General features: G+C 71.9%; 24 protein-coding genes and 2 pseudogenes. 17 read left to right on the plus strand and 9 right to left on the minus strand.

Annotated elements, in window-relative coordinates:
- The first annotated feature begins 22 nt into the window (after positions 1–22).
- The 4 genes from WQO_RS27945 to msrB all read left to right on the plus strand — a co-directional run bounded on the left by WQO_RS27945 (position 23) and on the right by msrB (position 3,350).
- Positions 23–811 (plus strand): pyrimidine reductase family protein, encoded by a 789-nt coding sequence (locus WQO_RS27945; protein WP_032748158.1) that lies wholly within the window; start codon positions 23–25, stop codon positions 809–811.
- Positions 812–973: 162 nt separating this feature from the next.
- Positions 974–1,426, plus strand: a complete 453-nt coding sequence (locus tag WQO_RS27950; RefSeq protein ID WP_032748157.1) for a hypothetical protein — start codon at positions 974–976, stop codon at positions 1,424–1,426.
- 65 nt (positions 1,427–1,491) lie between these two features.
- On the plus strand, positions 1,492–2,892 hold the full coding sequence (murC, locus tag WQO_RS27955; RefSeq protein ID WP_010059385.1) for a UDP-N-acetylmuramate--L-alanine ligase: 1,401 nt from the start codon (positions 1,492–1,494) through the stop codon (positions 2,890–2,892).
- Positions 2,893–2,942: 50 nt separating this feature from the next.
- Positions 2,943–3,350 carry a peptide-methionine (R)-S-oxide reductase MsrB gene (gene msrB, locus WQO_RS27960; RefSeq protein WP_010059384.1) on the plus strand — a complete coding sequence of 136 codons (408 nt, stop codon included), beginning with the start codon at positions 2,943–2,945 and terminating at the stop codon, positions 3,348–3,350.
- Between the two features lie 127 nt (positions 3,351–3,477).
- Here the strand turns inward: msrB and WQO_RS36480 are convergent, their stop codons facing one another.
- On the minus strand, positions 3,478–3,624 hold the full coding sequence (locus WQO_RS36480; RefSeq protein ID WP_010059383.1) for a hypothetical protein: 147 nt from the start codon (positions 3,622–3,624) through the stop codon (positions 3,478–3,480).
- Between the two features lie 117 nt (positions 3,625–3,741).
- Complete coding sequence (locus tag WQO_RS27965; protein WP_010059382.1) at positions 3,742–4,212, minus strand: hypothetical protein; 471 nt, start codon at positions 4,210–4,212, stop codon at positions 3,742–3,744.
- Positions 4,213–4,389: 177 nt separating this feature from the next.
- On the opposite strand from WQO_RS27965, the gene WQO_RS27970 reads away from it, so the two are divergent.
- The 4 genes from WQO_RS27970 (at position 4,390) to WQO_RS36035 (ending at position 9,295) form a co-directional block, all read left to right on the plus strand.
- Positions 4,390–4,968 carry a hypothetical protein gene (locus tag WQO_RS27970; RefSeq protein ID WP_010059381.1) on the plus strand — a complete coding sequence of 193 codons (579 nt, stop codon included), beginning with the start codon at positions 4,390–4,392 and terminating at the stop codon, positions 4,966–4,968.
- A 37-nt stretch (positions 4,969–5,005) separates the two neighbouring features.
- A complete protein-coding gene (locus tag WQO_RS27975; RefSeq protein ID WP_010059379.1) occupies positions 5,006–6,391 on the plus strand; it encodes a mycothione reductase in 1,386 nt (461 codons plus the stop codon).
- Positions 6,392–7,256: 865 nt separating this feature from the next.
- Positions 7,257–7,928, plus strand: a complete 672-nt coding sequence (locus tag WQO_RS36960; protein ID WP_010059375.1) for a vWA domain-containing protein — start codon at positions 7,257–7,259, stop codon at positions 7,926–7,928.
- The gene (locus WQO_RS36035; protein WP_010059373.1) at positions 7,925–9,295 is read left to right on the plus strand and encodes an extracellular solute-binding protein; all 1,371 of its coding nucleotides are present in this window, start codon (positions 7,925–7,927) and stop codon (positions 9,293–9,295) included. The genes WQO_RS36960 and WQO_RS36035 overlap by 4 nt, the downstream gene beginning before the upstream one ends.
- Positions 9,296–9,325: 30 nt before the next feature.
- Here the strand turns inward: WQO_RS36035 and WQO_RS27995 are convergent, their stop codons facing one another.
- The 3 genes from WQO_RS27995 to WQO_RS28005 all read right to left on the minus strand — a co-directional run bounded on the left by WQO_RS27995 (position 9,326) and on the right by WQO_RS28005 (position 10,993).
- Positions 9,326–9,805, minus strand: coding sequence for a hypothetical protein (locus WQO_RS27995; RefSeq protein WP_010059371.1), 480 nt, complete (start codon positions 9,803–9,805; stop codon positions 9,326–9,328).
- A gap of 67 nt (positions 9,806–9,872) precedes the next feature.
- Complete coding sequence (locus tag WQO_RS28000) at positions 9,873–10,118, minus strand: DUF397 domain-containing protein (RefSeq protein ID WP_010059369.1); 246 nt, start codon at positions 10,116–10,118, stop codon at positions 9,873–9,875.
- A complete protein-coding gene (locus tag WQO_RS28005) occupies positions 10,115–10,993 on the minus strand; it encodes a helix-turn-helix domain-containing protein (RefSeq protein ID WP_010059367.1) in 879 nt (292 codons plus the stop codon). Before WQO_RS28005 ends, WQO_RS28000 begins: the two co-directional genes overlap by 4 nt.
- 152 nt (positions 10,994–11,145) lie before the next feature.
- Between WQO_RS28005 and WQO_RS28010 the strand changes: the two genes are divergently transcribed.
- Both WQO_RS28010 and WQO_RS28015 read left to right on the plus strand, forming a co-directional pair.
- The gene (locus WQO_RS28010; RefSeq protein WP_029182176.1) at positions 11,146–11,607 is read left to right on the plus strand and encodes an ATP-binding protein; all 462 of its coding nucleotides are present in this window, start codon (positions 11,146–11,148) and stop codon (positions 11,605–11,607) included.
- Positions 11,608–11,706: 99 nt separating this feature from the next.
- Entirely contained in the window at positions 11,707–12,462 is a 756-nt protein-coding gene (locus tag WQO_RS28015) for a dienelactone hydrolase family protein (protein ID WP_032748153.1), read from the plus strand.
- Positions 12,463–12,478: 16 nt separating this feature from the next.
- Here the strand turns inward: WQO_RS28015 and WQO_RS28020 are convergent, their stop codons facing one another.
- Positions 12,479–12,928, minus strand: a complete 450-nt coding sequence (locus WQO_RS28020) for a MarR family winged helix-turn-helix transcriptional regulator (RefSeq protein ID WP_010059364.1) — start codon at positions 12,926–12,928, stop codon at positions 12,479–12,481.
- A gap of 63 nt (positions 12,929–12,991) precedes the next feature.
- Between WQO_RS28020 and WQO_RS28025 the strand changes: the two genes are divergently transcribed.
- Positions 12,992–13,360, plus strand: coding sequence for a VOC family protein (locus WQO_RS28025; protein ID WP_010059363.1), 369 nt, complete (start codon positions 12,992–12,994; stop codon positions 13,358–13,360).
- 39 nt (positions 13,361–13,399) lie between these two features.
- On the opposite strand, the gene WQO_RS28030 is transcribed toward WQO_RS28025, so the two are convergent.
- Complete coding sequence (locus WQO_RS28030) at positions 13,400–13,807, minus strand: hypothetical protein (RefSeq protein WP_010059361.1); 408 nt, start codon at positions 13,805–13,807, stop codon at positions 13,400–13,402.
- Positions 13,804–14,205, minus strand: a complete 402-nt coding sequence (locus WQO_RS36040) for a hypothetical protein (RefSeq protein WP_148660133.1) — start codon at positions 14,203–14,205, stop codon at positions 13,804–13,806. Before WQO_RS36040 ends, WQO_RS28030 begins: the two co-directional genes overlap by 4 nt.
- Positions 14,206–14,401: 196 nt before the next feature.
- Between WQO_RS36040 and WQO_RS28040 the strand changes: the two genes are divergently transcribed.
- Positions 14,402–14,824: a hypothetical protein gene (locus WQO_RS28040; RefSeq protein ID WP_010059358.1), complete on the plus strand. Its 423-nt coding sequence runs from the start codon at positions 14,402–14,404 to the stop codon at positions 14,822–14,824.
- A gap of 28 nt (positions 14,825–14,852) precedes the next feature.
- Here WQO_RS28040 and WQO_RS28045 read toward each other — a convergent pair whose 3' ends face one another.
- Entirely contained in the window at positions 14,853–17,345 is a 2,493-nt protein-coding gene (locus WQO_RS28045; protein WP_032748152.1) for a GTPase-associated protein 1-related protein, read from the minus strand.
- Between the two features lie 165 nt (positions 17,346–17,510).
- On the opposite strand from WQO_RS28045, the pseudogene WQO_RS28050 reads away from it, so the two are divergent.
- The 5 genes and pseudogenes from WQO_RS28050 (at position 17,511) to WQO_RS28070 (ending at position 22,442) form a co-directional block, all read left to right on the plus strand.
- Positions 17,511–18,026, plus strand: a pseudogene (locus WQO_RS28050) (alpha/beta fold hydrolase).
- A 280-nt stretch (positions 18,027–18,306) separates the two neighbouring features.
- Positions 18,307–18,525 (plus strand): annotated as a pseudogene (locus tag WQO_RS28055) (hypothetical protein); the annotation flags it as partial.
- Positions 18,526–18,534: 9 nt separating this feature from the next.
- Positions 18,535–19,806 (plus strand): ABC transporter substrate-binding protein, encoded by a 1,272-nt coding sequence (locus WQO_RS28060; protein WP_010059352.1) that lies wholly within the window; start codon positions 18,535–18,537, stop codon positions 19,804–19,806.
- Between the two features lie 360 nt (positions 19,807–20,166).
- Entirely contained in the window at positions 20,167–21,195 is a 1,029-nt protein-coding gene (gene tdh / locus WQO_RS28065; RefSeq protein WP_010059351.1) for an L-threonine 3-dehydrogenase, read from the plus strand.
- A gap of 44 nt (positions 21,196–21,239) precedes the next feature.
- Positions 21,240–22,442 (plus strand): glycine C-acetyltransferase, encoded by a 1,203-nt coding sequence (locus WQO_RS28070; RefSeq protein ID WP_010059350.1) that lies wholly within the window; start codon positions 21,240–21,242, stop codon positions 22,440–22,442.
- Positions 22,443–22,447: the final 5 nt, after the last annotated feature.

Here is a 22,447-nt window from a genome sequence, read left to right on the forward strand (position 1 = left end):
GGCCCGTGCCAGACTGCAACCCATGCGAAGCCTGTTCCCTGTGACGGACCTGACAACGACGGGCGCCGCCGCCCCCGACCGCGAGTGGAGCCTCGACGAGCTGGCGGAGGCGTACGCCTACCCCGCCGCCCTCCCCGCCGGGACCTCCTGGCTGCGCGCCAACATGGTCTCCACCCTCGACGGGGCCGCCCAGCACGACGGCCGCTCGCAGCCCATCTCCTGCGCCGCCGACATGCGGATCTTCGGCACCCTGCGAGGCCTGGCCGACGTGGTGATCGCCGGGGCCGAGACCGTACGGCAGGAGGGATACCGCCCGGCCCGCGCCCGGGAGGCGTTCGCGGAGCGCCGGGCGGCCGCCGGGCAGGGTCCCGCGCCCGCCGTCGCGGTGGTGACCGGCTCCCTGGACCTGGACTTCTCGCTGCCGCTGTTCACCGAGCCGCTCGTCCCGACCCTCGTCGTGACCGCCGCCGGAGCCCCCGCCGACCGGATCGAGGCGGCCCGGAAGGCGGGCGCCGACGTGGTGATCGCGGGCGACGGGACCCGGGTGGACCCGGCCCGCGTGGTGCGCGAGCTGACCGCCCGGGGGCTGCGCCGCCAGCTCACCGAGGGCGGGCCCCGGCTGCTCGGCCAGTTCGTGGCGGCCGGCGCGCTGGACGAGCTCTGCCTGACGCTCTCCCCGATGCTCACCGCGGGTGACGCTCAGCGCATCGCCGGGGGCCCCGGGGTCGCCGTGCCGGAACGTTTTTTCCTGGCATCGCTGCTGGAAGAGGCCGGTTTCCTCTTCTCTCGGTACCGTCGGACCGACAGTTAGCGGAATTTACCGTTCCGCTTAGCCTCGGCTGGGCACACTTACCCCTGCAACCCCGTGGAAGCGCGGGGAAGGATGGTTTCAGCAAACGACCGTCGACGGTCGAGCCGGCGGTCGACGAGACGAAGAAGCGGAAGGGCGCCTGTCGTGTTCACAAGCGTTTTGATGATCGAGAAGCCGCTCACTCCCGAGGACGTGGACTTCGTCACCACGCTCCACGGCGAGGAGCGGATCTCGTTCGTCGTTCTGTTGCAGCCGCGCGGTGACCAGGCCGATGTTCTGCTGCGCGCGATCGACGACGTGGCGATGGGAGAGCTGAAGGAAGCGGTGCGCGAGGGGGAGGAGCCGGAGGGCAGCGAGGCCCGTGAACCCGCCGAGATCGGCCTGGAGTACTCCCTACGGGCCCTGCGCCAGGCGGGCTCCGAAGCCGTCGGACAGGTGGTCGAGGATCACCCTCTGGACAAACTGACGACCGTCGTCGAGGAGTCGGGCGCGGACGAGGTCATCGTCCTGACGGCCCCGCACTACGTGGAGGAGTTCTTCCACCGCGACTGGGCCTCCCGGGCCCGCCACAAGGTGGGCGTCCCGGTGCTCAAGCTCTTCGCGCACAGCGAATAGGCTGGGCTCGCGGACCGGAGTGGCACCGGGCCCGCGTACGCAGCGCACACCCCAGAGGAGCACAGATGGCACCCGGCATTCCCGCCGCCATGGAACGACCCCACTTCATCGGCATCGGCGGCGCCGGAATGTCGGGCATCGCGAAGATCCTCGCCCAGCGCGGAGCGAAGGTGGCGGGCAGCGACGCCAAGGAGTCCGCCACCGCCGAGTCGCTGCGGGCGCTGGGGGCGACCGTGCACATCGGGCACGAGGCCGGGCACCTGGCCGAGGACGCGTCCTGCGTGGTCGTCTCCAGCGCCATCCGCGCCGACAACCCGGAGCTGCTGCGGGCCAACGAGCTGGCCGTCCCGGTCGTCCACCGCTCGGACGCCCTGGCCTCCCTGATGAACGGCCTGCGGGCCATCGCGGTGGCCGGCACGCACGGCAAGACGACCACCACCTCCATGCTGGCCGTCGCCCTCTCCTCGCTGAGCCTGGCCCCCTCGTACGCCATCGGCGGCGACCTGGAGGGCCCCGGCACCAACGCCACGCACGGCGAAGGGGACATCTTCGTCGCGGAGGCGGACGAGAGCGACCGCAGCTTCCAGAAGTACGACCCCGAGGTCGCGATCGTCCTCAACGTCGAGCTGGACCACCACGCGAACTACGCCTCGATGGACGAGATCTACGACTCCTTCGAGACCTTCGTCGGCAAGATCGTCCCCGGCGGCACCCTGGTCATCTCCGCCGACCAGCCCGGCGCGGTCGAGCTGACCCGCCGGGTGCGCGACCTCTCCGACCTGAAGGTCGTCACCTACGGCTCGGCCGAGGACGCCGACGTACGCGTCCACAAGGTCACCCCGCGCGGCCTGACCAGCGAGGTCACGGTCCTCCTCAACGGCAAGTTCCTCACCTTCACGGTCTCGGTCCCCGGCGCCCACTACGCCCACAACGCGGTCGCCGCGCTCGCCGCCGGGGTCGCCCTCGGCATCCCGGCGCACAACCTGGCCTCCGCCCTCGGCAGCTACACCGGGGTCAAGCGCCGCCTCCAGCTCAAGGGCGAGGCGGCGGGCGTGCAGGTCATCGACTCGTACGCGCACCACCCGACCGAGATGACCGCCGACCTGGAGGCCATGCGCGGCGCGGCCGCCGACGCCCGCATCCTGGTCGTCTTCCAGCCGCACCTGTTCTCCCGTACGCAGGAGCTGGGCACCGAGATGGGCCAGGCCCTCGCCCTGGCCGACGCCTCCGTGGTCCTGGACATCTACCCGGCCCGCGAGGACCCGATCCCCGGCATCACCAGCGCCCTGATCATCGACGCGGCGAATGCGGCGGGCGCCGAGGTCGCCGCCGTCCATGACCAGGCCGACGTACCCGCCGCGATCGCGGGAATGGCGAAGCCCGGCGATCTCGTTCTCACCATGGGAGCGGGCGACGTCACCGACCTCGGCCCGCGCATCCTGGACCACCTGTCGAGCGCCCGGTAGCCGAGGGGCGACCGGAGCGAGCGACCACCTGTCGAGCTGAGGAGCGAGCCGTGCCGTACGACGTCGAGAAGCCGGACGAGCAGTGGCGGGAAGAGCTGACCCCCGCCGAGTACGCGGTGCTGCGCCAGGCCGGCACCGAGCCCGCCTTCCGCGGTGAGTACACGGACACCAAGACGGCGGGCGTCTACTCCTGCCGGGCCTGTGGGGCGGAGCTGTTCCGCTCCGACACCAAGTTCGAGTCGCACTGCGGCTGGCCGTCCTTCTACGACCCGAAGGACACCGACGCGGTCGAGCTGATCGAGGACCGCAGCCACGGCATGCTCCGCACCGAGGTGCGCTGCGCCCGCTGCGGCTCGCACCTGGGCCACGTCTTCGAGGGCGAGGGCTACCCCACCCCGACGGACCAGCGTTACTGCATCAACTCGATCTCGCTGACGCTGGCGCCCGACGGGAGCTGAGCCGTACGCCGACGGAGCCGTACGCCGGCGGAGTGGAACGCGACGATGCCCGCACAGGGAGACCTGTGCGGGCATCTTCTGCGTACGCTTCCCGGCGCCGCTCCGGCCGTCCGCCGGAGCGCCGGGGTCACCGCCGCCCGCGCAGCCGTCCGAGCAGGCCGCGAGCCTGGGCGCGCTTGCGGGGGTCGGCCGCGGCGCGCCGGGCCGACGCGATGGTCCGCCGGCCCTGGGGGCTGCGGGTGAACTGGGTGATGCGGGCGATCAGGCGGGACATGGTTCCTCCTCGGGGGCGTCTGCCTCTCGCCTACCCCGTAATCGCCCGGTCGCACGCCCACGGTGACGGCGTCTTCACCGAGGGGCACGCCTCACCTGCAGCCGGCTGTCCTGGCCGTTACTCCTGGCCGGGGCCCTCGGCCGCCTCCGACCGCAGCAGCGGGTGAATGACCCCTGGGAAGACGGTCGCCTGCACGACCTCCTCGGCGGCCCCGCCCTTGACGACGGTCTCGGCGACGCCCCAGGGCCGCCCGGCCAGGTGGACGTTGATCGTGTACGAGGAGGAGCAGCCGGTGCACTCGTAGCGGTCGGCCCAGGTCTCGACCTCGGTGGTGGAGCCCGGGTAGCGCTTCACGTGGCGGTGGCGGGCGTGGCAGTGGTCGCAGGTCTCGCCCGGCTCGCAGGTCCCGCCGCAGGGGCAGGGCACGTCGAGCGAATCGGCGGGCGTCCAGCGCTGCACGAGGACGGCGTCGCGGGTGGCGGCGGTGTCCTTCATGGCCTTGAGATTGCGGGCGGCGACGTTGTACGACTCGCCGGTGGCGGCCATCCGGTCGCGGATGACGTCCTTGCGTCCACGGTTGGTCGTCATGGTGGGGCAGGTCCTCCTGGGTCTGGGTGCACGCAGCCCGTCAGGAGGCTCACGAGTCGTACGGATCTCCCTTTACGGTACCGGCCCGGCCCGGGCGCTCCCGCCTCCCCCGTGCGGCGGAGGCGGATCATCACGGGGCGCGACGTGCCGGGCCGGGCGGTGCGGGAGGTTCGGGTCATGACGACGAATTCCACCTCACCCCCTTCCCGGGTGCCGCCGCCTCCGCGGTGGGCGGTACGCGCCGCGCAGGTCGTGGCCTGGTCGACCGCCCCCTCCGGGGTGTGGCGGATCGCGCTCGTCCTCGGGGTGCCGGTGGGGGTGATGGAGCGGGAGGAGTTCCTCGCTGGGTTCCCCGACCACTCGCCGTTGATCGCGATGGCGTACGTCCTGCTGATCGGCGCGGTCGCCGAGACCGCCTCGTACCTCACGCTCGGCCTGGTACGCCCCTGGGGCGAGGGGGTCCCGCGCTGGATTCCGCTCCTCGGCGGGCGCCCTGTGGACCACCGGTTCGCGGTCCTCGCCGCTGCGCTGGGAGCCCTCGCGGTCACGGTCCTGTGGTGGATCCTCTTCCTCGGCGGTCTGCTGACCGCGCCGAGCCCGGACCCCGGCGTATCGGCGGGTGAGGTCCTCTTCGTCGCCTCGTACGCCCCGCTCCTGCTGTGGGGCCCGCTGCTGGCGGCGGTGACCTGGTCGTACCACCGACGGCACCGGGTACGGGGCGGGTGTGCGGCCCGAAGAAGGGTAGGAAGTGAATGACAGGTGTAGCGGCGGGTACAGCGGTTACTTTCCCGCTATGCGACGACATGACCTGATCGTTCTCGGCGCCGGTACGGGCAACGCCCTCATCGACGACCGCTTCGCCGGCTTCGACATCGCCCTGGTCTCGGCCGGGCCTTTCGGCGGCACCTGCCTGAACGCGGGCTGCATCCCGAGCAAGATGCTCGCCGCCACGGCCGATGTGGCGGACTCCGTCCGGGAGTCGGGACGCCATGACGTCGACGCCGAACTGCGGGGGGTCCGCTGGCGGGACATCCGCCGCCGCGTCTTCGACCGGCTCGACGCGGCGGCCGAGGAGGGCGAGAAGGGCCGCCGCGAGTCCGAGCACATCACCGTCTACCGGGGCACGGCCCGCTTCACCGGTCCGCGCCGGCTCACCGTGGAGACCGAGGACGGGCCCGTCGAGATCGAGGCGGAACGGATCGTGATCGCCGCGGGCGGGCGGCCCGTCGTTCCTCCGGTGGTGGCCGACTCCGGTCTGCCGTACGAGACGTCGGACACGGTGATGCGCCTGGACGAGGTGCCGCGACGGCTCGTCGTCCTCGGCGGCGGGTACATCGCCGCCGAGCTGTCCCACGTCTTCCACTCCCTCGGCAGCCGGGTCACCGTCATCGAGCAGGCGGACCGGTTGCTCGCACAGCAGCAGGACGAACTGGTCTCCCGGACCTTCTCCGACCTCGTGCGCGACGAGTGGGATCTGCGGCTCGGGCGCGAGCTGACCGAGGTCTCCGGCAGCCCCGGCGATCTCCGCCTCACCCTGGACGACGGCTCCGAACTGACCGCCGACACCCTGCTGGTGGCCGTGGGGCGGCGGCCGAACAGCGACCGGCTGGGCGTGGCCGCCGCGGGCGTCGAGACCGGCGAGGACGGGCGCATCATCGTCGACGAACACCTGAGGACCACCGCCGACGGGATCTGGGCCCTCGGCGACATCTCCACGCAGGTCCCGCTGAAGCACGTCGCCAACCGCGAGGCGGAGATCGTCGCCCACAACCTGCTCCACCCCGACGACCGGCGGACCATGTCCTACGACGCGGTGCCGTCGGCCGTCTTCACCCGCCCGCAGATCGCCCAGGTCGGGCTGACCGAGCAGGAGGCCCGCGAGCAGGGCCTGGACTACGCCGTGGCGGTCCACCGGTACGCGGACGTGGCGTACGGCTGGGCGCTGGAAGAGACCGAGGGATTCTGCAAGGTGCTGGCCGACCGTCGCACCGCCCGCCTGCTGGGCGCACACATCCTCGGGCCGCAGGCGGCCACCCTGGTGCAGCCGTTGGTCATCGCGCTGGCCAACGGCATGACCGTACGTGAGCTCGCCGAGCAGCCACTGTGGATCCACCCGGCGCTCACCGAGGTCGTCGAGAACGCGCTCAAGGACCTGGATCTGGAAGCCGACGGGACGTGACGGTGCAGTGGTGCCCCGCCCGCCTCATCCCCGACCTCCGGCGACTGCCTGCTGCCGCAACGCGATCTCGGGGCTCAGCCCGACGTCTGGATCCCCGCCGCCTCGATCACCTCGCTGCGCGTGCTCGCCGAGCAGAGCGCGGCGGCCGGAACAGCCGCGAAGCTCGACCCGTTGGGCTCTGTCGCGTACACCCCCATGGTCCTCGCCGTACCCGCCGAAGCGGGCCGGAAGCCCGACCCTGCCGACCGCCCCGCACCGCTGGCCGACCTGGTCGCCGGAATCCGGGACGCCGGCGCGGACGGTACGGAGCCCTACCAGGTGTTACGTCCCGACCCCGAGGGCGGAGACGGCGCGCTGCTGTCGACCACCGCGCTGTACGGGACCGACGACCGCCGCCCCACCGACGTCGAGGCCGTCCTCACCGATGACCGGCTTCCCCCGCAGCCCACGGCGCGCGATCTGATGTGCGGCCTCGCCGACGGGTCCCGGAACGAACTGGAGGACCGGGCCGCGGTGCTGATTCCCGAGCAGACCATGGCCCTGTTCAACCTGCCTTCCGCGAGCGGGGAGGCAGGCCCCGTGGGACGGCCGGCCTGCGCCAGCGACGTCCTGGAGCACCGTGCGGCCCGCTACCCCACCGACGTTCCCGTACTCGACCTTCCCTTCTTCCATGTCACCTGGTCCGGGGCGGACCGGGACGCGGCCGCGCGCGAGCAGGTCGTGCGGGACTTCTACGACTGGCTGGCCGAGGACCCCGAGGCCCGCGCGGTCTTCGTGCGGGACGGCTTCCGCACCGGACCGAGCGGGAAGCCGTCGCTTCCCTCCGCCGCCTCTCCGCTCACGGCGAAGGCCAACGAAGGGGGCGGTGAGCCTCCTCCTGCCGCCCTCGAACCCGCCGACCTCGGCCTCCGAGGTCACCGAGACGCTGCGCGACTACCGCCAGGCGCTCGGTCCCGGCCGGGTCCTCTACCTGCTGGACGACTCGACCTCGATGGAGGACAACCGGGTCTGGTCGGGGCCGGGCCGGGCCAAGGACCTGGTGGCCCGGTCCACCGCCTCGATCGGTCCCGACGACACCTTCGGGGTGTGGGGGCTCTCACCCGGAGACGCCGCGAACCACACGGAACCGGTCCCCTTCGGCCGCCCCGACCCGGACCCGGGCCCGGCCCGCGAGGCGATCGGCCGGGCCCCGGCGGTGAACAAGAACGCGCGCGTCCTGGACGGCCTGCGCGACGGGCTGTCCGAGCTCCGGTCGGGCCAGGAGGGCCCCGTCCCCCGGCTGCTCGTGCTGGTCACGGACGACGAGGACTCCGCCGATCTCCGGGGCGAGGACGTCCGCGCCCTGGTGGAGACCGCGACCGATGGGCCGCCGGTCCGCGTGGTCACGGTCTCCCTGCGCGGGGGCGGATGCGCACCCGGCCTGCTGAACCACCGGCTCGCCGAGGCGACCGGCGGCCGTTGCCTGGACGCCGCAGACGACCTGGCCACCGAGCTGACCGCCGAGGTCGCCAAGACCGGGACGGGGGACGCCCGGTGAGCGGCACGCGGACCCGTCGCCCGCGTCGCCTCCTCGTACTGGGGTGCCTGCTGCTCACCCTGGTGGCCGCCTGTAGGGAGGGCGGCACCGACAGCCCGTCACCGACGGCCGGGACGCAGGCACCGGGCCCGATCATCGTGGCCAGCGGCCTCGACGTGACCGGATCCGGCGGGGTGCGCCAACAGCTCATCGCCGAGTGGAACCGCCAACACGAGGACGAACCCGCTCTGCGGGCCCAGCTCGTCGAGCTGCCCGGCGGCGCCGACCAGCAACGCAGCCAGTTGCTCGGCGCACTCCAGTCCGGCAGCGCCGCGTACGACCTCGTCAACCTCGACGTCACCTGGATACCGGAGTTCGCCGAGGCCGGACTGATCCAGGCGCTGCCGGGCCCCGATGTCGAGGACCCCGACGTCATCCCCGAGGTACTGAGCACGACTCGGTGGAAGAGCCGGACCTACGCCCTGCCCTTCAACACGGACGTCGGCCTGCTCTACTACCGCAAGGACCTGATCGAGCAGAGCGGCATCAACGAGAACCGCCAGCCGACGGGCGACTGGTCCTGGCGGCCGGAGAAGGGCTGGACCACACAACTCGCCCCTTACGAGGGGCTGACGGTCAACGTGATGGACGCCTTCGCAGCCGCCGATGTCCAGCTCGCGAGCGCCGACGGCAGGTACACCGCCACGCCGGACACCCTGAGGAGGGGGCTGAAGGAGTTCCTCACCCATGTCGACGGCAACCGCACGCTGCGGCCCAGAGCGCTGACGTCGAACGAGGACGCCACCCTGGACGACTTCGCGCAGGGGCGGGTGGCGTACATGCGGAACTGGCCCTATGCGTTCGGCGCGCTCCAGAGCCGCCTGGCCCCGGAGCAGTACGCCGTCGTCCCGCTGCCCGGCCGCTCGGTGCTCGGGGGCCAGAACCTCGCCGTCTCCGCCGCGTCACCGCGCTCCACCGCCGCCCGTGAGCTGCTCGCCTTCCTCACCGGGCCCCGCAGCGAACGGTGCCTGCTGGACGCCGGGTTCGCCGCCACCCGCCTTTCGTCCTACAGCTCGGAGAAGACCGGGTCGCCGACCTGCTGGGAGGCGGTCACCGAGGCGCTGCGGCCGGGCACGGCCTCCGGAGACCCGGCGGCACGGGAGGGCAGTGCCCGCATCCCGTCCGAGCGGGAACGGTCCGAGTACATCGGGAGCATACGGCGGGCGCTGGAGGAAGCGGTGCAACGCCCGCGCACGCCGTACTACGGGGCGTTCACTCGGGCCTTGCAATCGACGGTGCACGGACTCCTGACAGTGGAGTCCCCTGATCTCGACGGGGCGGCCGAGGCACTGGACGAAGCCTTGAAGGAGGCGTTCGCAGGCCGTTAGGGCCGGGGCTCCTGCCGGATTCGGGTGGCGCTACCGCGCGGGAGCGACCGCCGGGGGCCTGACCGTCGCGGTGGCCCTGGCGGACGGCTCCGAGGCGAAGGGGGTGGACGCGGGGAGGGAGTACCCCGCAGCGTCGTGGCCCTCGCAGAAGCGGCTGTCCGCCAGATACCGACGGCGCCCCGGGCCGGTCCCGGCGGCGTCGGGCTGGGGCAGCCAGGACCGGTCGGGGTGCCGGAACCGCAGGTGCGACATGGCACGGCGCACCACGCGCCCCTCGGACAGGGACAGAGGAACGCGCGTGGTGGTCATCTGGCCGGCCGGGCACCGGTCGCAGAGCCGGTAGGAGAACTCCCCGACGACTCTGCGGTGGTGGACCAGGAGCAGATGATGCTCACTGGACCCGGCCGAGGGCGCACAGGGCGTCCACTCCAGGCGGTCCAGCAGGCGCGCGAGAACCCGCTTGCGCGCCCAGCGTCGCCGAACAGCTTCGAACCGACCTTTCCCGACCATTCCCATGCCCCCCGGGTGCCCGCGCTCTCGCTCGTAATGCGTAGCGGTTCCTGACCCGCCCCGGAGGTCAGTTCTGGACGGCGTATGAGAGGAAGTGCGTCCAAGCTGCCGGGGCGAGGGCGAGCTGCGGGCTCTCGTCGAGCTTGGAGTCGCGGACGTGGACGGTGGAGGGGCAGGTGGCGACCTCGACGCAGTCGTCGCCGGAGCTACCGCTATAGCTCGACTTGCGCCACTCCAGGGCGATCTCCACACACGAGTCGCCGGAGCCGCTGCTGTAGCTGCTCTTGAACCAGGCCAGGGGTGTGGTGCTCATCTCGCTCCTCGCATCCGCCGCATCAGGCTCTGGGAGTCTTCCAACGAGAGAGCCTGTGAACGCATACTGGCACACCGCTTCTGGATCACGCTGACCACTTTGGGGTCGGCGATGAACTGGCCGTACATCTGTCCTTCGGAGTAGGCGTACCACTGGTGATCTGGTGTCTCCAACAGCCGCATCGGTCCGTCCAGTCCAGCGTGATGATGCCGTACCAGCGGCATGATCTGGATCCCGACGTTGCGTAGCTCGGACAGGGCGAGGATGTGGTCGATCAACTCTCGCGTGACCTCCTCACCGCCCAAGTCCCGCAGCAGCAGATGTTCTTCGAGGATGAAAGTAAATGCGGTGTTCGGCCGCTCGTGCAGCAGTTGTTGACGCTCGAGCCGGGCTGCGAGCTGCGCCTCGATCTGCTCGTCTGTGAGTGACGGCAACCGATCCGCGAACAACGTCCGGGCGTACGCCGGTGTCTGCAACAGCCCCGGAATCAACCGGCACTCGTACGTGTACAGGCTCAGCGCCGACAGCTCCAGCTCCGCCCACTGCCGGAACCAACTCGCCAGCCCCTTCCGCCGCGTCAGATGCTTCGCCGCCGCCAGGATCACCCCGAAGGCGTCGAGGATGCTGTCCGCCCGCTCCGCGAAGTCCGGCGGCGGGAGGCGGCGGCCCTGCTCGATGGAGGCGACGGTCTCGGGGGAGTACCCGACGAGCGGGGCGAACTGTTCCTGCGTCAGCCGTGCCCGCTTGCGGAAGGTCTTGACGACTTCCCCGAACATCTTGAGGCTGTACTGCGGTTCGGGCTCGGCGCTGCGCACGCCGCCGTTGCCGAAGGTCCCGTGGATCGGGCTGTCCATGCTGTCCGTGCCGTGCGTCATGTACGGCCACCTCCCCGTGCGCGTTCCTGGTTCGCAACCCGTCCATGCTCACGGAACGTGACCCGTACCGTCTACCCTTCGTGCCCGTACGCTGACGCAGCGTACGGGTTGCTGACCTGGTGAGTGAGGCCCGCGCCCCGGAATCTAGGGGCATGGAAGCGCCTACGACGACTCAACCTCCCGTAACCGTACGTGTGTTCAACCGGCAATTCGTGTCGGAACCACGCGGCGCCCGGCTCGCCCGCCGCGTCGGCCTGCACAAGCTGCACACCTGGGGCATCCCGTACCTCGGTGACGCCTCGGAGTCGGCGGCCCTGATCATCGGGGAGCTGACGGCCAACGCGGTGACCCACGGCCGCGTCGCCGGCCGCAACTTCGAACTGCGCTTGTCGCACATGCCGGGCGACCCGGAGACGCCGGGCCTCCTGCGGATCGAGGTCTCCGACACCCGGGGCGAGCGCCGACCGCCGGGGCCCGGCGAGGTCACAGCCCCGGCGGACGGCTCCGACAGCGGGCGCGGGCTGCTGATCGTGGAGGCCCTGGCGGACCGCTGGGCGGTGCTCGACCGCAGCCCGGGCAAGACGGTCCGGGCGGAACTGGACCTGCTGTACTGAGCGACGGAGCCGGACGTGCGGCGGGTGGGCTCCCGGGCTGTTCTGCCAGTGGCAGAACAGCGGCCTGCCCGGGCTCGACGGTCGGTACGGTCCCGTCTTATGGCAACTACGACGGCGAAGGCAGCGGTGACGACGCGTACGGTCGAGTACCCGGCCGACGGTTTGACGATGGTCGGGTACCTCGCTCTCCCGGCCGGTGCCGACCCCCGGCCCGCCGTTCTGCTCGGGCCGGAGGGCATGGGGCTCAGCGACGTCGAACGCCGCCGGGCCGACGCGCTGGCCGAACTGGGCTACGTAACGCTGGCGTTCGACCTGCACGGCGGGCGCTACGTGGGCGATCCGGAGGAGATGCTGGCCCGTTGCCTGCCGCTGCTCGCCGACCCGGACCGGATGCGGGCCATCGGTCACGCGGCGCTCGACGTGTTGCACGCCGGACCACGGACCGACCCCGACCGGATCGCCGCCGTCGGCTACGGCACCGGAGGGGCCATCGGGCTGGAACTTGGGCGCGACGGTGTCGACCTGCGTGCGATCGGGACGGTCAACGCGACGACCACGGGCCGACCGGGCGAGGCGGCGAACATCCGCTGCCCGGTGTGGGCCGGGGTCGGGTCGGAGGATCCGATCATGTCGCCCGAGCAGCGGAACGCGTTCACCGCCGAGATGCAGGCCGCGGGCGTCGACTGGCGCCTCACGGTCTACGGCGGCGCCTTGCACGCCTTCCACCACCCGACGGTCGACCACGCCACAGTCCCCGGCGTCGGCCACCACCCCCGGCACGCGCGACGCGCCTGGCGCGACGTCGTCGACCTGCTCGCCGAGTGCGTGCCGGTGGCGGACGAGCTGGGGGCGTGACCCAGGGGCTGGTGGGCTATGCGGGGCCGCGCAGTGAATGGATCATGCTCCGGAGGGCCCGGAACGCGTTCTCCTGCTCGCCCTCGGTCATGCCGGCCAGCATTCTGACCTCGACGGCCCTGACCGCCGCGGACGCTTCCTCCAGGCTCTCTCGTCCTCGACGTGTGAGCTGTGCGGGAAGAGCCTTCCCCACTGCCGCCTCGGCGGGTCTGGTCACGTAGCCGTCCCGCTCCAGGGCCTGGAGCAGCACGTTCATCGACTGGCGTGTCACGAACGCACCGCGCGCGAGCTCGGAGTTCGACATGCCCGGCCTTTGCGCCAGCAGTTCGAGGCAGGAGTAGTGCGTCACGGTCATCCCGAGGGGGCGCAGGACCTCCTCCATGGCTACCCGCAGGGCGGTGGAAGCCTCTTTCAACAGGTAGCCCAGTGACTTGTCCAGGTCGACGCCAGCGCCCTCTTTGCTCATGTCAGAAGTCTGACATACGGTGTTGTGTGTCAGGAAGCTGACACGAATCGAAGGAGTGCCACCATGCCCGCCACCGGTCCCGACTTCATCTCGTTCCAGGCGCGCGACCTCGCCGCCTCGCAGGCGTTCTACGAGCAGTACCTCGGCCTCGTCCGCTCACCGGCCGGACCTCCGCACGCCGTCGTCTTCGAGACGAAGCCGATCGCGTTCGCCCTGCGCGAGGTCATTCCCGGGACGGATCTCGCGTCGGTCGCCCAGCCCGGCATCGGCGCCGCGATCTGGCTCCATGCCACGGACGTCCAGACCATCCACGACGCGCTCGCCGCCGACGGCCACACCGTCGTCTCGGCACCGATCGACGGCCCCTTCGGCCGGACGTTCACCTTCGCGGACCCGGACGGCTACCACGTCACGCTGCACGATCGTGCGTGACGGGCCGGTCCTGTATAGGGGTGACCCCGCGGAGGCGCGTCACGACATCTCCGCGGGATCACCCCCATACAGGGAAATCCGCATGTGGTGGTACTGGGCGTACGTGGTGGTGAGCGCCCAAGGGTCGTCGCGCACTTCCAAGAACTCGAGGACCAGCGAGAACAGGTGGTCCACGGCCTGCCGCTCCTGCTCCGGCTCGAACCGGAGGCTGTCGAATCCTCGGAACGTGAACCCCGGTAGCGCTTGGGTGAGGACCCTCACCATCCAGTGCTGACTCGACAGCTCTCCCTCGCGTACGGCCAGCCACTCGTGGAACCCGCGAAGCAAGCCGCCGGAACGCGCCTGGTTGAACCCCAGGAGAAGGGCGGCGGTCGGGTGGTAGGTGCTGCCCAGGCCATGCATCTCCGGATGGTCCCGGACCTGTTCGACGAACTGCTTGTCGTTCATGCGCCACCAGAGCCTTCGGCCTGCGAGTGGAGTGAGTGGTATTTCCCGTACATGCGAGCCAACGCCATCACGTCATCCCGCATCGTCAGGAACTCGTGCAGCAGGGAGAGGAGCAGCCGCACGGCCTCCTTCTCCTGCTGTGAATTCGAGTTGTACAGCTTGCTCCAGCCCCACCCTTCGGCGTCGGGAAGTGCCTCGTCAAGGGCGAGTGCCTGCCAGCCGAAGCTGGAGCACTCACCCTTGCGCACGACCAGCCACTCCGTGAATCCGCGCAGAAGTCCACCCGAGCGAGCCTCGTCAAATCCTGTGAGGAAAATGACCGTATTTCTGTACGAACCTTCGATGCCGTAAAGACCGGGGCGGGCCTTTACGCCTTCGAAGTATTTCCTGTCGTTCACTTATGTCCCCTGAATCCCCGTAGCGGTCGACGAAGGAGGCAGTGCTCTCCGGCCGCCCGTCGAAGTGTGTAGCCCCCGAGTGCCGCCCCCGAGAGGTCGAGAGCCCAGAACGCCAACCTATCCCGGGCGCGCAGAGGAAACGTATGCGTGTGTGACTTCGAGACAGTCGGCAGGCCGGTTCCAGTGGGAGAGACGCGTGAGCGGGAACAACTTCGATCTGCCGTCGAAAGCCACCCCGGAGGTCATCGCTGAGCGCGAGCAACTGGCCGACGAGGCCTGCCGTGCACTGGTTCGGGCGGGTATCTCCGCCTGCGGAGAGAAGCTCGACGCGGATTCTGGCGGCAGACCCGGTGCGCACGTCCGGGTGGATCCTCTGGCGGACGGTGGTGTCCTGGTGGACTGGAATGTCCAGGCGGAACTGACGGCCGCAGCGGTAGACCTTCTGGAGCGGGGTGTTGATCCGTCGCATCTGCCCTGGGAGATCCGCCACTTCGAAACTGTGCAGACCTGTATGCGGGACGCCGTCCTGGGCATTCTTGCCTCGGCAGGGTTCCAGGTGGAGAAGGCGGACGCGCACAGTTACGGAAGTGCCGTTCAGGTGAAGGGATTCACCCGCTGACCCCACACGGTCGGATGGCTCTCGGGGCTCACCCCCGCCGCACCCGCCCCGCGATCCGGCGGCCCAGACGGCCCAGCGTGCTCGAACGGTTCCAGGTGCGGAAGGCGTCGGCCCGGCCGCTGCTGCCCGTGCGGCCCACCGTCGCCTCGACCTCCGCGACGTCCTCGGCCGACATGGCGCGGACGGCCGGGCGCAGGACCTCGTCGAGGAGTGCGGCGGCGACCGGGGGCCAGGTCCTGCCCGCGTGCGGGTGGGCCGTCCAGACGGTGAAGCAGTCCGCCGCGTAGGCGGGCTGGGTGCGCAGCCGGGTCCGTACCGTCTCCGTCCGGGCGGTGCGGTCGTACGCGGCGATCAGCTCGGCGTCGTCGCCGTGGACGAAGTCGTACAGCTCGGCACCCGGGCGGTCCGGGGCCAGCAGCCGTTCGACCAGGGCCGCGTGGGCCCGCTCCCTCAGTGCCGGTTCGACCGGTTCCGCCTGGGCACACAGGGTGCGGACCGTCTCCGCCCAGCCGGGTTCCGGTGCGCCCGTACGCAGTTCGCGGACCAGGTCCAGCAGCAGGAGACCCGCCCGCTCCCGGCCGCCTATCTCCCCGGGGAAGCCGCGCAGCAGGTCGTGGGCGAGGGCGGCCGCCTCGTCGGTGCTCGCAGCGGGCGGGCCGGCGGGCGTTCCGGTGGCGGACGGCTCGGCGGCGGGCGCGCCCAGTGCCGCGTCGACCAGGCGGGCCCACGTACCGGCCACGCGGTGCGAGTCCGAGGTGGCCGCGTCCAGCAGGAGGCGGGCCTCCTCGACCGTCGGGGCCCGGTCCTCCCACACCAGGCCCACCGCCGTGCGCAGGACCAGCGGCTCGGCGAAGGGGGAGAGGCCGGCCGCCCGCAGCACCCGGTGCCACACCGCCGCCCGGTCCCCGCCCAGCGTCGCCATCGCCCCCGGTACCTCGGCGCACATCCGCAGGTGCGGCAACGCCTGCGTCCCCGTGAACGGCAGTGTCACCCGCTCCAGGAACCGGGCCACCGCCCCGGGGTCCTGGGGGGCGATCCGGTCCAGCGCGCCCAGCAACGCGGTCCGCACCTCGAACTGCTCGTCCAGCAGCTCCAGCAGAGCCGGGGCGAAGTCCGGGGTGTCCGTTCCTGCCTCGGCCGCAGCCTCCGCCAGTAGCGCCGGGGCCAGGCGGTCCACGACGCCTGGCAGCGCATCCGTACCGTCCACGCCCAGCAGCCGCGCCACCCGCAGCAGTTGTACGGTTCGCTCCGCCGAACGGGTCCCGGCTGCGTCGCTCAGCTCGGTGAGGATCTCCGGGGCGAGCCGCTCCGCGACCGCCGCGCCCTCCGGCCCCACGAACGCGTCCCGGCGCGGCAGTTCCAGCGAGCCGTTGCCGCCCCGTACGGCCTCCGTCACCAGCATCGCCGCCAGCGGAGCGGTCACCGCTGCGGGGCAGCGGCCCTCCAGAGCACCGAACAGCCGTCCCGCCGCGTCGAATTCGAGGCCCGTACGGTCGTCGATCCCGGGGGAGGTGAGGGCCTCCACCAGCTGGCCCGTGCGTTTGGCGTCCAGGGCGTACGGCCGGTCCGCCGCCCAACCGGCCGCCGCCGCACGCTCGTCCGGCCCGAGCGCGATCCCCGCGCACAGGGCCGTCACCGCCAACGGGCCCGCCGCGAACGGCTCCCCGGGCAGTTCCCGCGCCTCCCGGAACAGCTCCGGCGACCGGCTACGCCAGACCCGCGCCGCCGTCGCCGCCCACGCGTCGCCCGTACCGCCGCCCGACGGGGGCTGCCCCGCGCACACATGCACCCGCAGGCCCGCCGCGCGGGCCGCCTCCGCGTCCTCGGGCAGCACCCCCACCACCCGCGCCGCCGAACTCCCCGGCCGCCGGGTGTACGTGGTGAACGTCAGCCGCTCCGCGCTCTCCCTCGGCAGGGTCACGGACGCGAGCCCCAGCCACCGGGCCACGTCCGCGCATTGCCGCTCCACCAGCACCACCGGCCGCCCGCCGGACTCCGTCGGCTCGCTCGCCCGGCGCAGATCCGCCAGGACGGCCGCGAGCCAGGGCCCGCGCGACACGGCGAAGTCGTCCAGCCCCTCCGAGACCGCCGTCGGTCCCGGCGGCAGCGTCAGCGGGTCCGGTATCGCGCCGCCGGGCGTCACCGCCACCCAGTGCGGCGACCGCCACGCCTCGACGGGCAGCCGGTCGCCCGGCAGCGGCACCCCCGGCGGCAGATGCACCCCGTGCGCGTGGAACCGGACCCCCGGCCCCACGCCGCCACCCGTGGCCCGTACCGGGACCGACCGGGACACCAGACGGCTGCCGTCGGAGAGTGCGGCGTACGTGAACGCCTGCGGCAGCGAACGCAGTTCGCCGTCCGACGGGTGGTCGGCGACACCCTCGGGCAGTTCGTAGCGCAGCAGGGGCTCGAGCTCCGCCAGCAGGGCACCGGACACCCCGGGGCCCACCACCGTGAACCGGCCCGCCGTTCCCTCGTCCCCCGGCGCGGCGGAGGTGTAGTGCACCTGTGCAAGGCTCATCTGTCGGCCCTCTTCGTCCTGCCGCGCCCGGTCCCCGTGCCCACCCCGTACGGCTGGGTCGGGGGAGAAGTCCGCAGCCGCGGGGGCGACGTTATCAAGGACGGGGAGGTAATCCCTACGCTGCGTCAGGTGCTGGCCCGAGGGCGGCCGGACTATGTTGACCGCATGGGCGATGTGAGGCTTTCGGCGGGCGTGATCGAGTACCGCGACACCGGTGGCTACGGGCCCGTCGTGGTCCTCCTGCACGGCGTGGCCATGAACGGTTCGCTGTGGGACGAGGTCGTCGCCGGACTCGGCGACGGGGTGCCCGCCCGGCGGCTGCCCATGACCTGGGGATGGATGAGCAAACGGCCTGTCCCGCACGCCACGATGGACGACTGGTTCCGGCCGCTGCTGACCTCGGCCGAGATCCGGCGCGATCTGCGCGCCTAGGTCCTCGGCGTACCGGAGAAGGCCGAACTCCTGCGCTGGGCCGAGGAACTGAGTGCCTTCGACCGGCCCGCGCTGGTGGTCTGGGCGACCGAGGACCGTGTCATGCCGCCGGACCATGGGCGGCGCCTCGCCGACATCCGCCCGCAGGGACGGCTGGTGGAGGTGGCCGACAGCTACACGCTCCTTCCCCAGGACCGGCCGGACGCCCTCGTCGAGCACCTCCGCGCCTTTCTGGCGGAGACCGGCTGACCCGGAGCCGAGAAGGCTCCGGGTGAGGCGGAGCGCCTGCATGCCCCGATGAGGCAACAGTGCCCGTACCCCTCCACGGCGACGGCCCGCCGAACCTATGATCGATACGGCGTCGAGGAGGAGCGGGGGAAGCGCTGTGACCTGTCACGTGCCGTTAAGAGGAGGCCGGTTCGCGCCGTCCCGCGCCCCGGCCGCTGTGCTGCTGACCGGTTGCGCGGGTGCGGCGGACGAACACGGGACGGCGCAGCGGCCCCCCACCTCGTCGAGCCCGTCCCCGGGCTCCGGGGACGGGCTCGACGAGGTGGGGGAGTACCGGAGCTTTGAACTCGGCGGGCCGCACCCCTACGCCTGGCAGCAGGCGCCGACCCTCCAGTTCACCGTCGCCGTGACCGGCGAGGGGGCGAAGGGGCGCACCCGGGACGAGATCGACGACCTGGTCGTCCAGGCACAGGCCGCCCTGCCGGCCCGGCTGGAATCCGCCGTCGAAAAGCAGAACTGAGGCCCGGCGATGGACGACCTGCGACCCGCCGACCCCGCCCGACGGCGGTTCCTGCTCCTCGCGGCCGGGGGTGCTCTCGCCCTCGGCGGCGGAGCCTTCGCCGCCCTACGGCCCGCCGGCGACGAAGCGGAGGGTGCGGGAGGCGACGGGGCTCCCGGCGGACGGCGCCTGATCATCGGCGTGCACGCCGACCTCACCGGGCCCCTCAGCGCCGCCGGGCGCGCCCAGGAACGCGGCGTCCGGCTCGCCGTCGACCGCTTCAACTCCCTCGACGGACGGCCCTTCCGGCTCGCCGTGAAGGTCCTCGACGACCAGGGGGACCTCACCCGCTCGGTCCGGGTCGCCGAGGAGTTCGCCCACGACCAGGAGGTCGTCGCGGTCATCGGTCCCACGGGCGACGAGGCGGCGGGGGCCGCCCTGTCCGCGTACGACGAAGCCGTGATGCCGCTCCTGACGGTCTCGGCCCTCCACACGACCTTCCCGCGCCGCGCCAACGCCTCCTTCTTCCAGGCCGTCCCCTCCTACGCCTCGCTCGCCGTGCCCATCGTCAACCGCCTTCTCCTGCGCTCCGACGCCGACCGGCTGGGCGTCCTGATCGACCGGTCCGGCGGGCAGGCGGCCTACCAGTCGGGCTACTCGGCCAACCAGCTGACCCCCAGGCTCACCGCCGGCACCGCCCACCCCCGCGTGGTGCCGGCCGGGACCACCGCCTTCGGACCGGTCATCACCGACCTCCTCTCGCAACGGAGCGACGCCCTCTTCTACGCCGGTGACGCGGCCGGCGCCGCCCGGGTCGCCCGCATCCTGGCCGGCCGCTCCTACGCCGGACCGCGGATGGCTCAACACACCGTTATGGGGCCGGAGTTCCTCGAACTGGCGGGCGCGGCGGCCGATGGCTGGGAGTTCGTCGCCCCCTTCACCGACGCCACGGCCCCGGCCGCCGCGACGTTCGCCGCCGCCCACCGCAAACGCTTCGGCGCCGCGCCCGCCGCCTGGTCCGCCGAGGCGTACGACGTGGCGGGGCTCGTCGCCCGCGAGCTGGCCGCGCTCGCCGAGGCGGCGGTCAAGGAGGCGTCCGCGGGCGTCACGCCCTCCGGCGACGGCCTGCCCGACCGGTCGGCCCTCACCGCCGCGATCGCCGCCGCCCGGTACGAGGGGGTCTCGCGCTCCTACGCCTTCGACGACGAGCGCCGGCAGCTCGTCGGCCGGGACGCCCACCTGTACCGGGTGGAGGACCGCAGCCTCCGCTACCTCGGCCCCGCTCCGGAGCCGAAGAGCTGAGGCGCGGGTCGCTCACCGCCGTCGAGGTGAAGGGCCGAGCACGGCCGCCCCGCTTCCTGGGCCCGTACGGAGAGGTCCGGGAGGCGTCCGGCGGCAGCGGTCGGTGAAGCCCCGGCCAGGTGTGAAGATCTCCTGCGGCGGCGCTTAAGAAATCCTCGATGGACCGGGGCCCCGCCGTACGGCAGCCTTCTCGGTGACGGCCGGGGACGGCGCGTGGAGCTTTCCGAGATGCTCCGTCCCGTCCCGCCGAACCCCCACCATGGGGGGTGACACCCAAGACCACCCCGGGCCACAGGGTTCTCCGACATGCCCCGCGGCCCGGGGTATTCACTCGCGTACCGACGTCAGGGAGCCACAGCCGTGAAGGCACTCGTCAAGCAGAAGGCCGAGCCCGGACTGTGGCTGATGGACGTGCCGGAGCCGGAGTACGGCCCCACCGACGTCCTGATCAAGGTCCTGCGCACCGGCATCTGCGGCACCGACCTGCACATCCGCGCCTATGACGGCTGGGCCCAGCAGGCGGTCACCACCCCGCTGATCCTCGGCCACGAGTTCGTCGGCGAGGTCGCCGCGACCGGCTCCGACGTCGCCGACATCGCCACCGGCGACCTGGTCAGCGCCGAGGGCCACCTCGTCTGCGGCAAGTGCCGCAACTGTCTCGCAGGCCGCCGCCACCTCTGCCGCTCCACGATCGGCCTCGGGGTCGGTCGCGACGGGGCGTTCGCGGAGTACGTCGTCCTGCCCGCCTCCAACGTGTGGGTGCACCGGGTTCCCGTCGACCACGACATCGCGGCGATCTTCGACCCGTTCGGCAACGCCGTGCACACCGCGCTCTCCTTCCCGCTGGTCGGCGAGGACGTCCTGATCACCGGCGCGGGCCCGATCGGCATCATGGCCGCCGCCGTCGCCAAGCACGCAGGCGCCCGCAACGTCGTCATCACCGACGTCAGCGAGGCCCGCCTCGCCCTGGCCCGCAAGGTCGGTGTCAGCCTCGCCCTGAACGTCGCGGAGAGCACCATCGCGGACGGGCAGCGCGAACTCGGCCTGCGCGAGGGCTTCGACATCGGCCTGGAGATGTCCGGCCGCCCCGAGGCGATGCGCGACATGGTCGCGAACATGACGCACGGCGGCCGGATCGCCATGCTCGGCCTGCCCGCCGAGGAGTTCGCCGTCGACTGGGCCCGCATCGTCACCTCGATGATCACCATCAAGGGCATCTACGGCCGCGAGATGTTCGAGACCTGGTACGCCATGTCCGTCCTGCTGGAGGGCGGCCTCGACCTCGCCCCCGTGATCACCGGCCGGTACGGCTTCCGCGACTTCGAGGCCGCCTTCGACGACGCGGCGAGCGGCCTCGGCGGCAAGGTCATCCTCGACTGGACCGCCTGACCGCCTCCCACCTGGTCCGTTACCTGATCTCTTAAGGAATCCGCATGTTCGACTCCGTACGCGACGATCTGCGCACCACCCTCGACGAGATCCGCGCCGCCGGGCTGCACAAGCCCGAGCGCGTGATCGGCACCCCGCAGTCCGCGACCGTCGAGGTCACCTCCGGCGGCCGCCCCGGCGAGGTCCTCAACTTCTGCGCCAACAACTACCTCGGCCTCGCCGACCACCCCGAGGTCATCGCCGCCGCCCACGCGGCGCTGGACCGCTGGGGCTACGGGATGGCCTCGGTCCGCTTCATCTGCGGCACCCAGGAGGTCCACAAGGAGCTGGAGCAGCGGCTCTCGGCCTTCCTCGGCCAGGAGGACACGATCCTCTACTCCTCCTGCTTCGACGCCAACGGCGGAGTCTTCGAGACCCTGCTCGGCCCCGAGGACGCCGTCATCTCCGACGCCCTCAACCACGCCTCCATCATCGACGGCATCCGGCTCTCCAAGGCCAAGCGCCACCGCTACGCCAACCGCGACATGGCCGAACTGGAGACGCAGCTCAAGGAGGCGTCCGGCGCGCGCCGCCGCCTCATCGTCACCGACGGTGTCTTCTCCATGGACGGGTACGTCGCCCCGCTCCAGGAGATCTGCGACCTGGCCGACCGCTACGACGCCATGGTCATGGTCGACGACTCGCACGCCGTCGGCTTCGTCGGCCCCGGCGGCCGCGGCACGCCCGAGCTGCACGGCGTGATGGACCGGGTCGACATCATCACCGGCACCCTCGGCAAGGCGCTCGGCGGAGCCTCCGGCGGTTACGTCGCCGCCCGCGCGGAGATCGTCGCCCTGCTGCGCCAGCGCTCGCGCCCGTACCTCTTCTCCAACACCCTCGCCCCGGTCATCGCCGCCGCCTCCCTCAAGGTCATCGACCTGCTGGAGTCCGCCGGGGACCTGCGCGAGCAGCTCGCCGCCAACACCGAGCTGTTCCGCACCCGGATGACCGCCGAGGGCTTCGACATCCTGCCCGGGGACCACGCCATCGCCCCCGTCATGATCGGCGACGCGGGCAAGGCGGGCCGGATGGCGGAACTGCTCCTGGAGCGCGGTGTGTACGTGATCGGCTTCTCGTACCCCGTCGTCCCGCAGGGCGCGGCCCGCATCCGCGTCCAGCTCTCGGCCGCGCACTCCACCGCCGATGTGAACCGCGCCGTGGACGCGTTCGTCGACGCCCGGGCCGCGCTGGAGGCGGAAGCCGCCTGACCCGC

It is taken from the genome of Streptomyces globisporus C-1027 (assembly GCF_000261345.2).
GTDB classification, from domain to species: domain Bacteria; phylum Actinomycetota; class Actinomycetes; order Streptomycetales; family Streptomycetaceae; genus Streptomyces; species Streptomyces pakalii.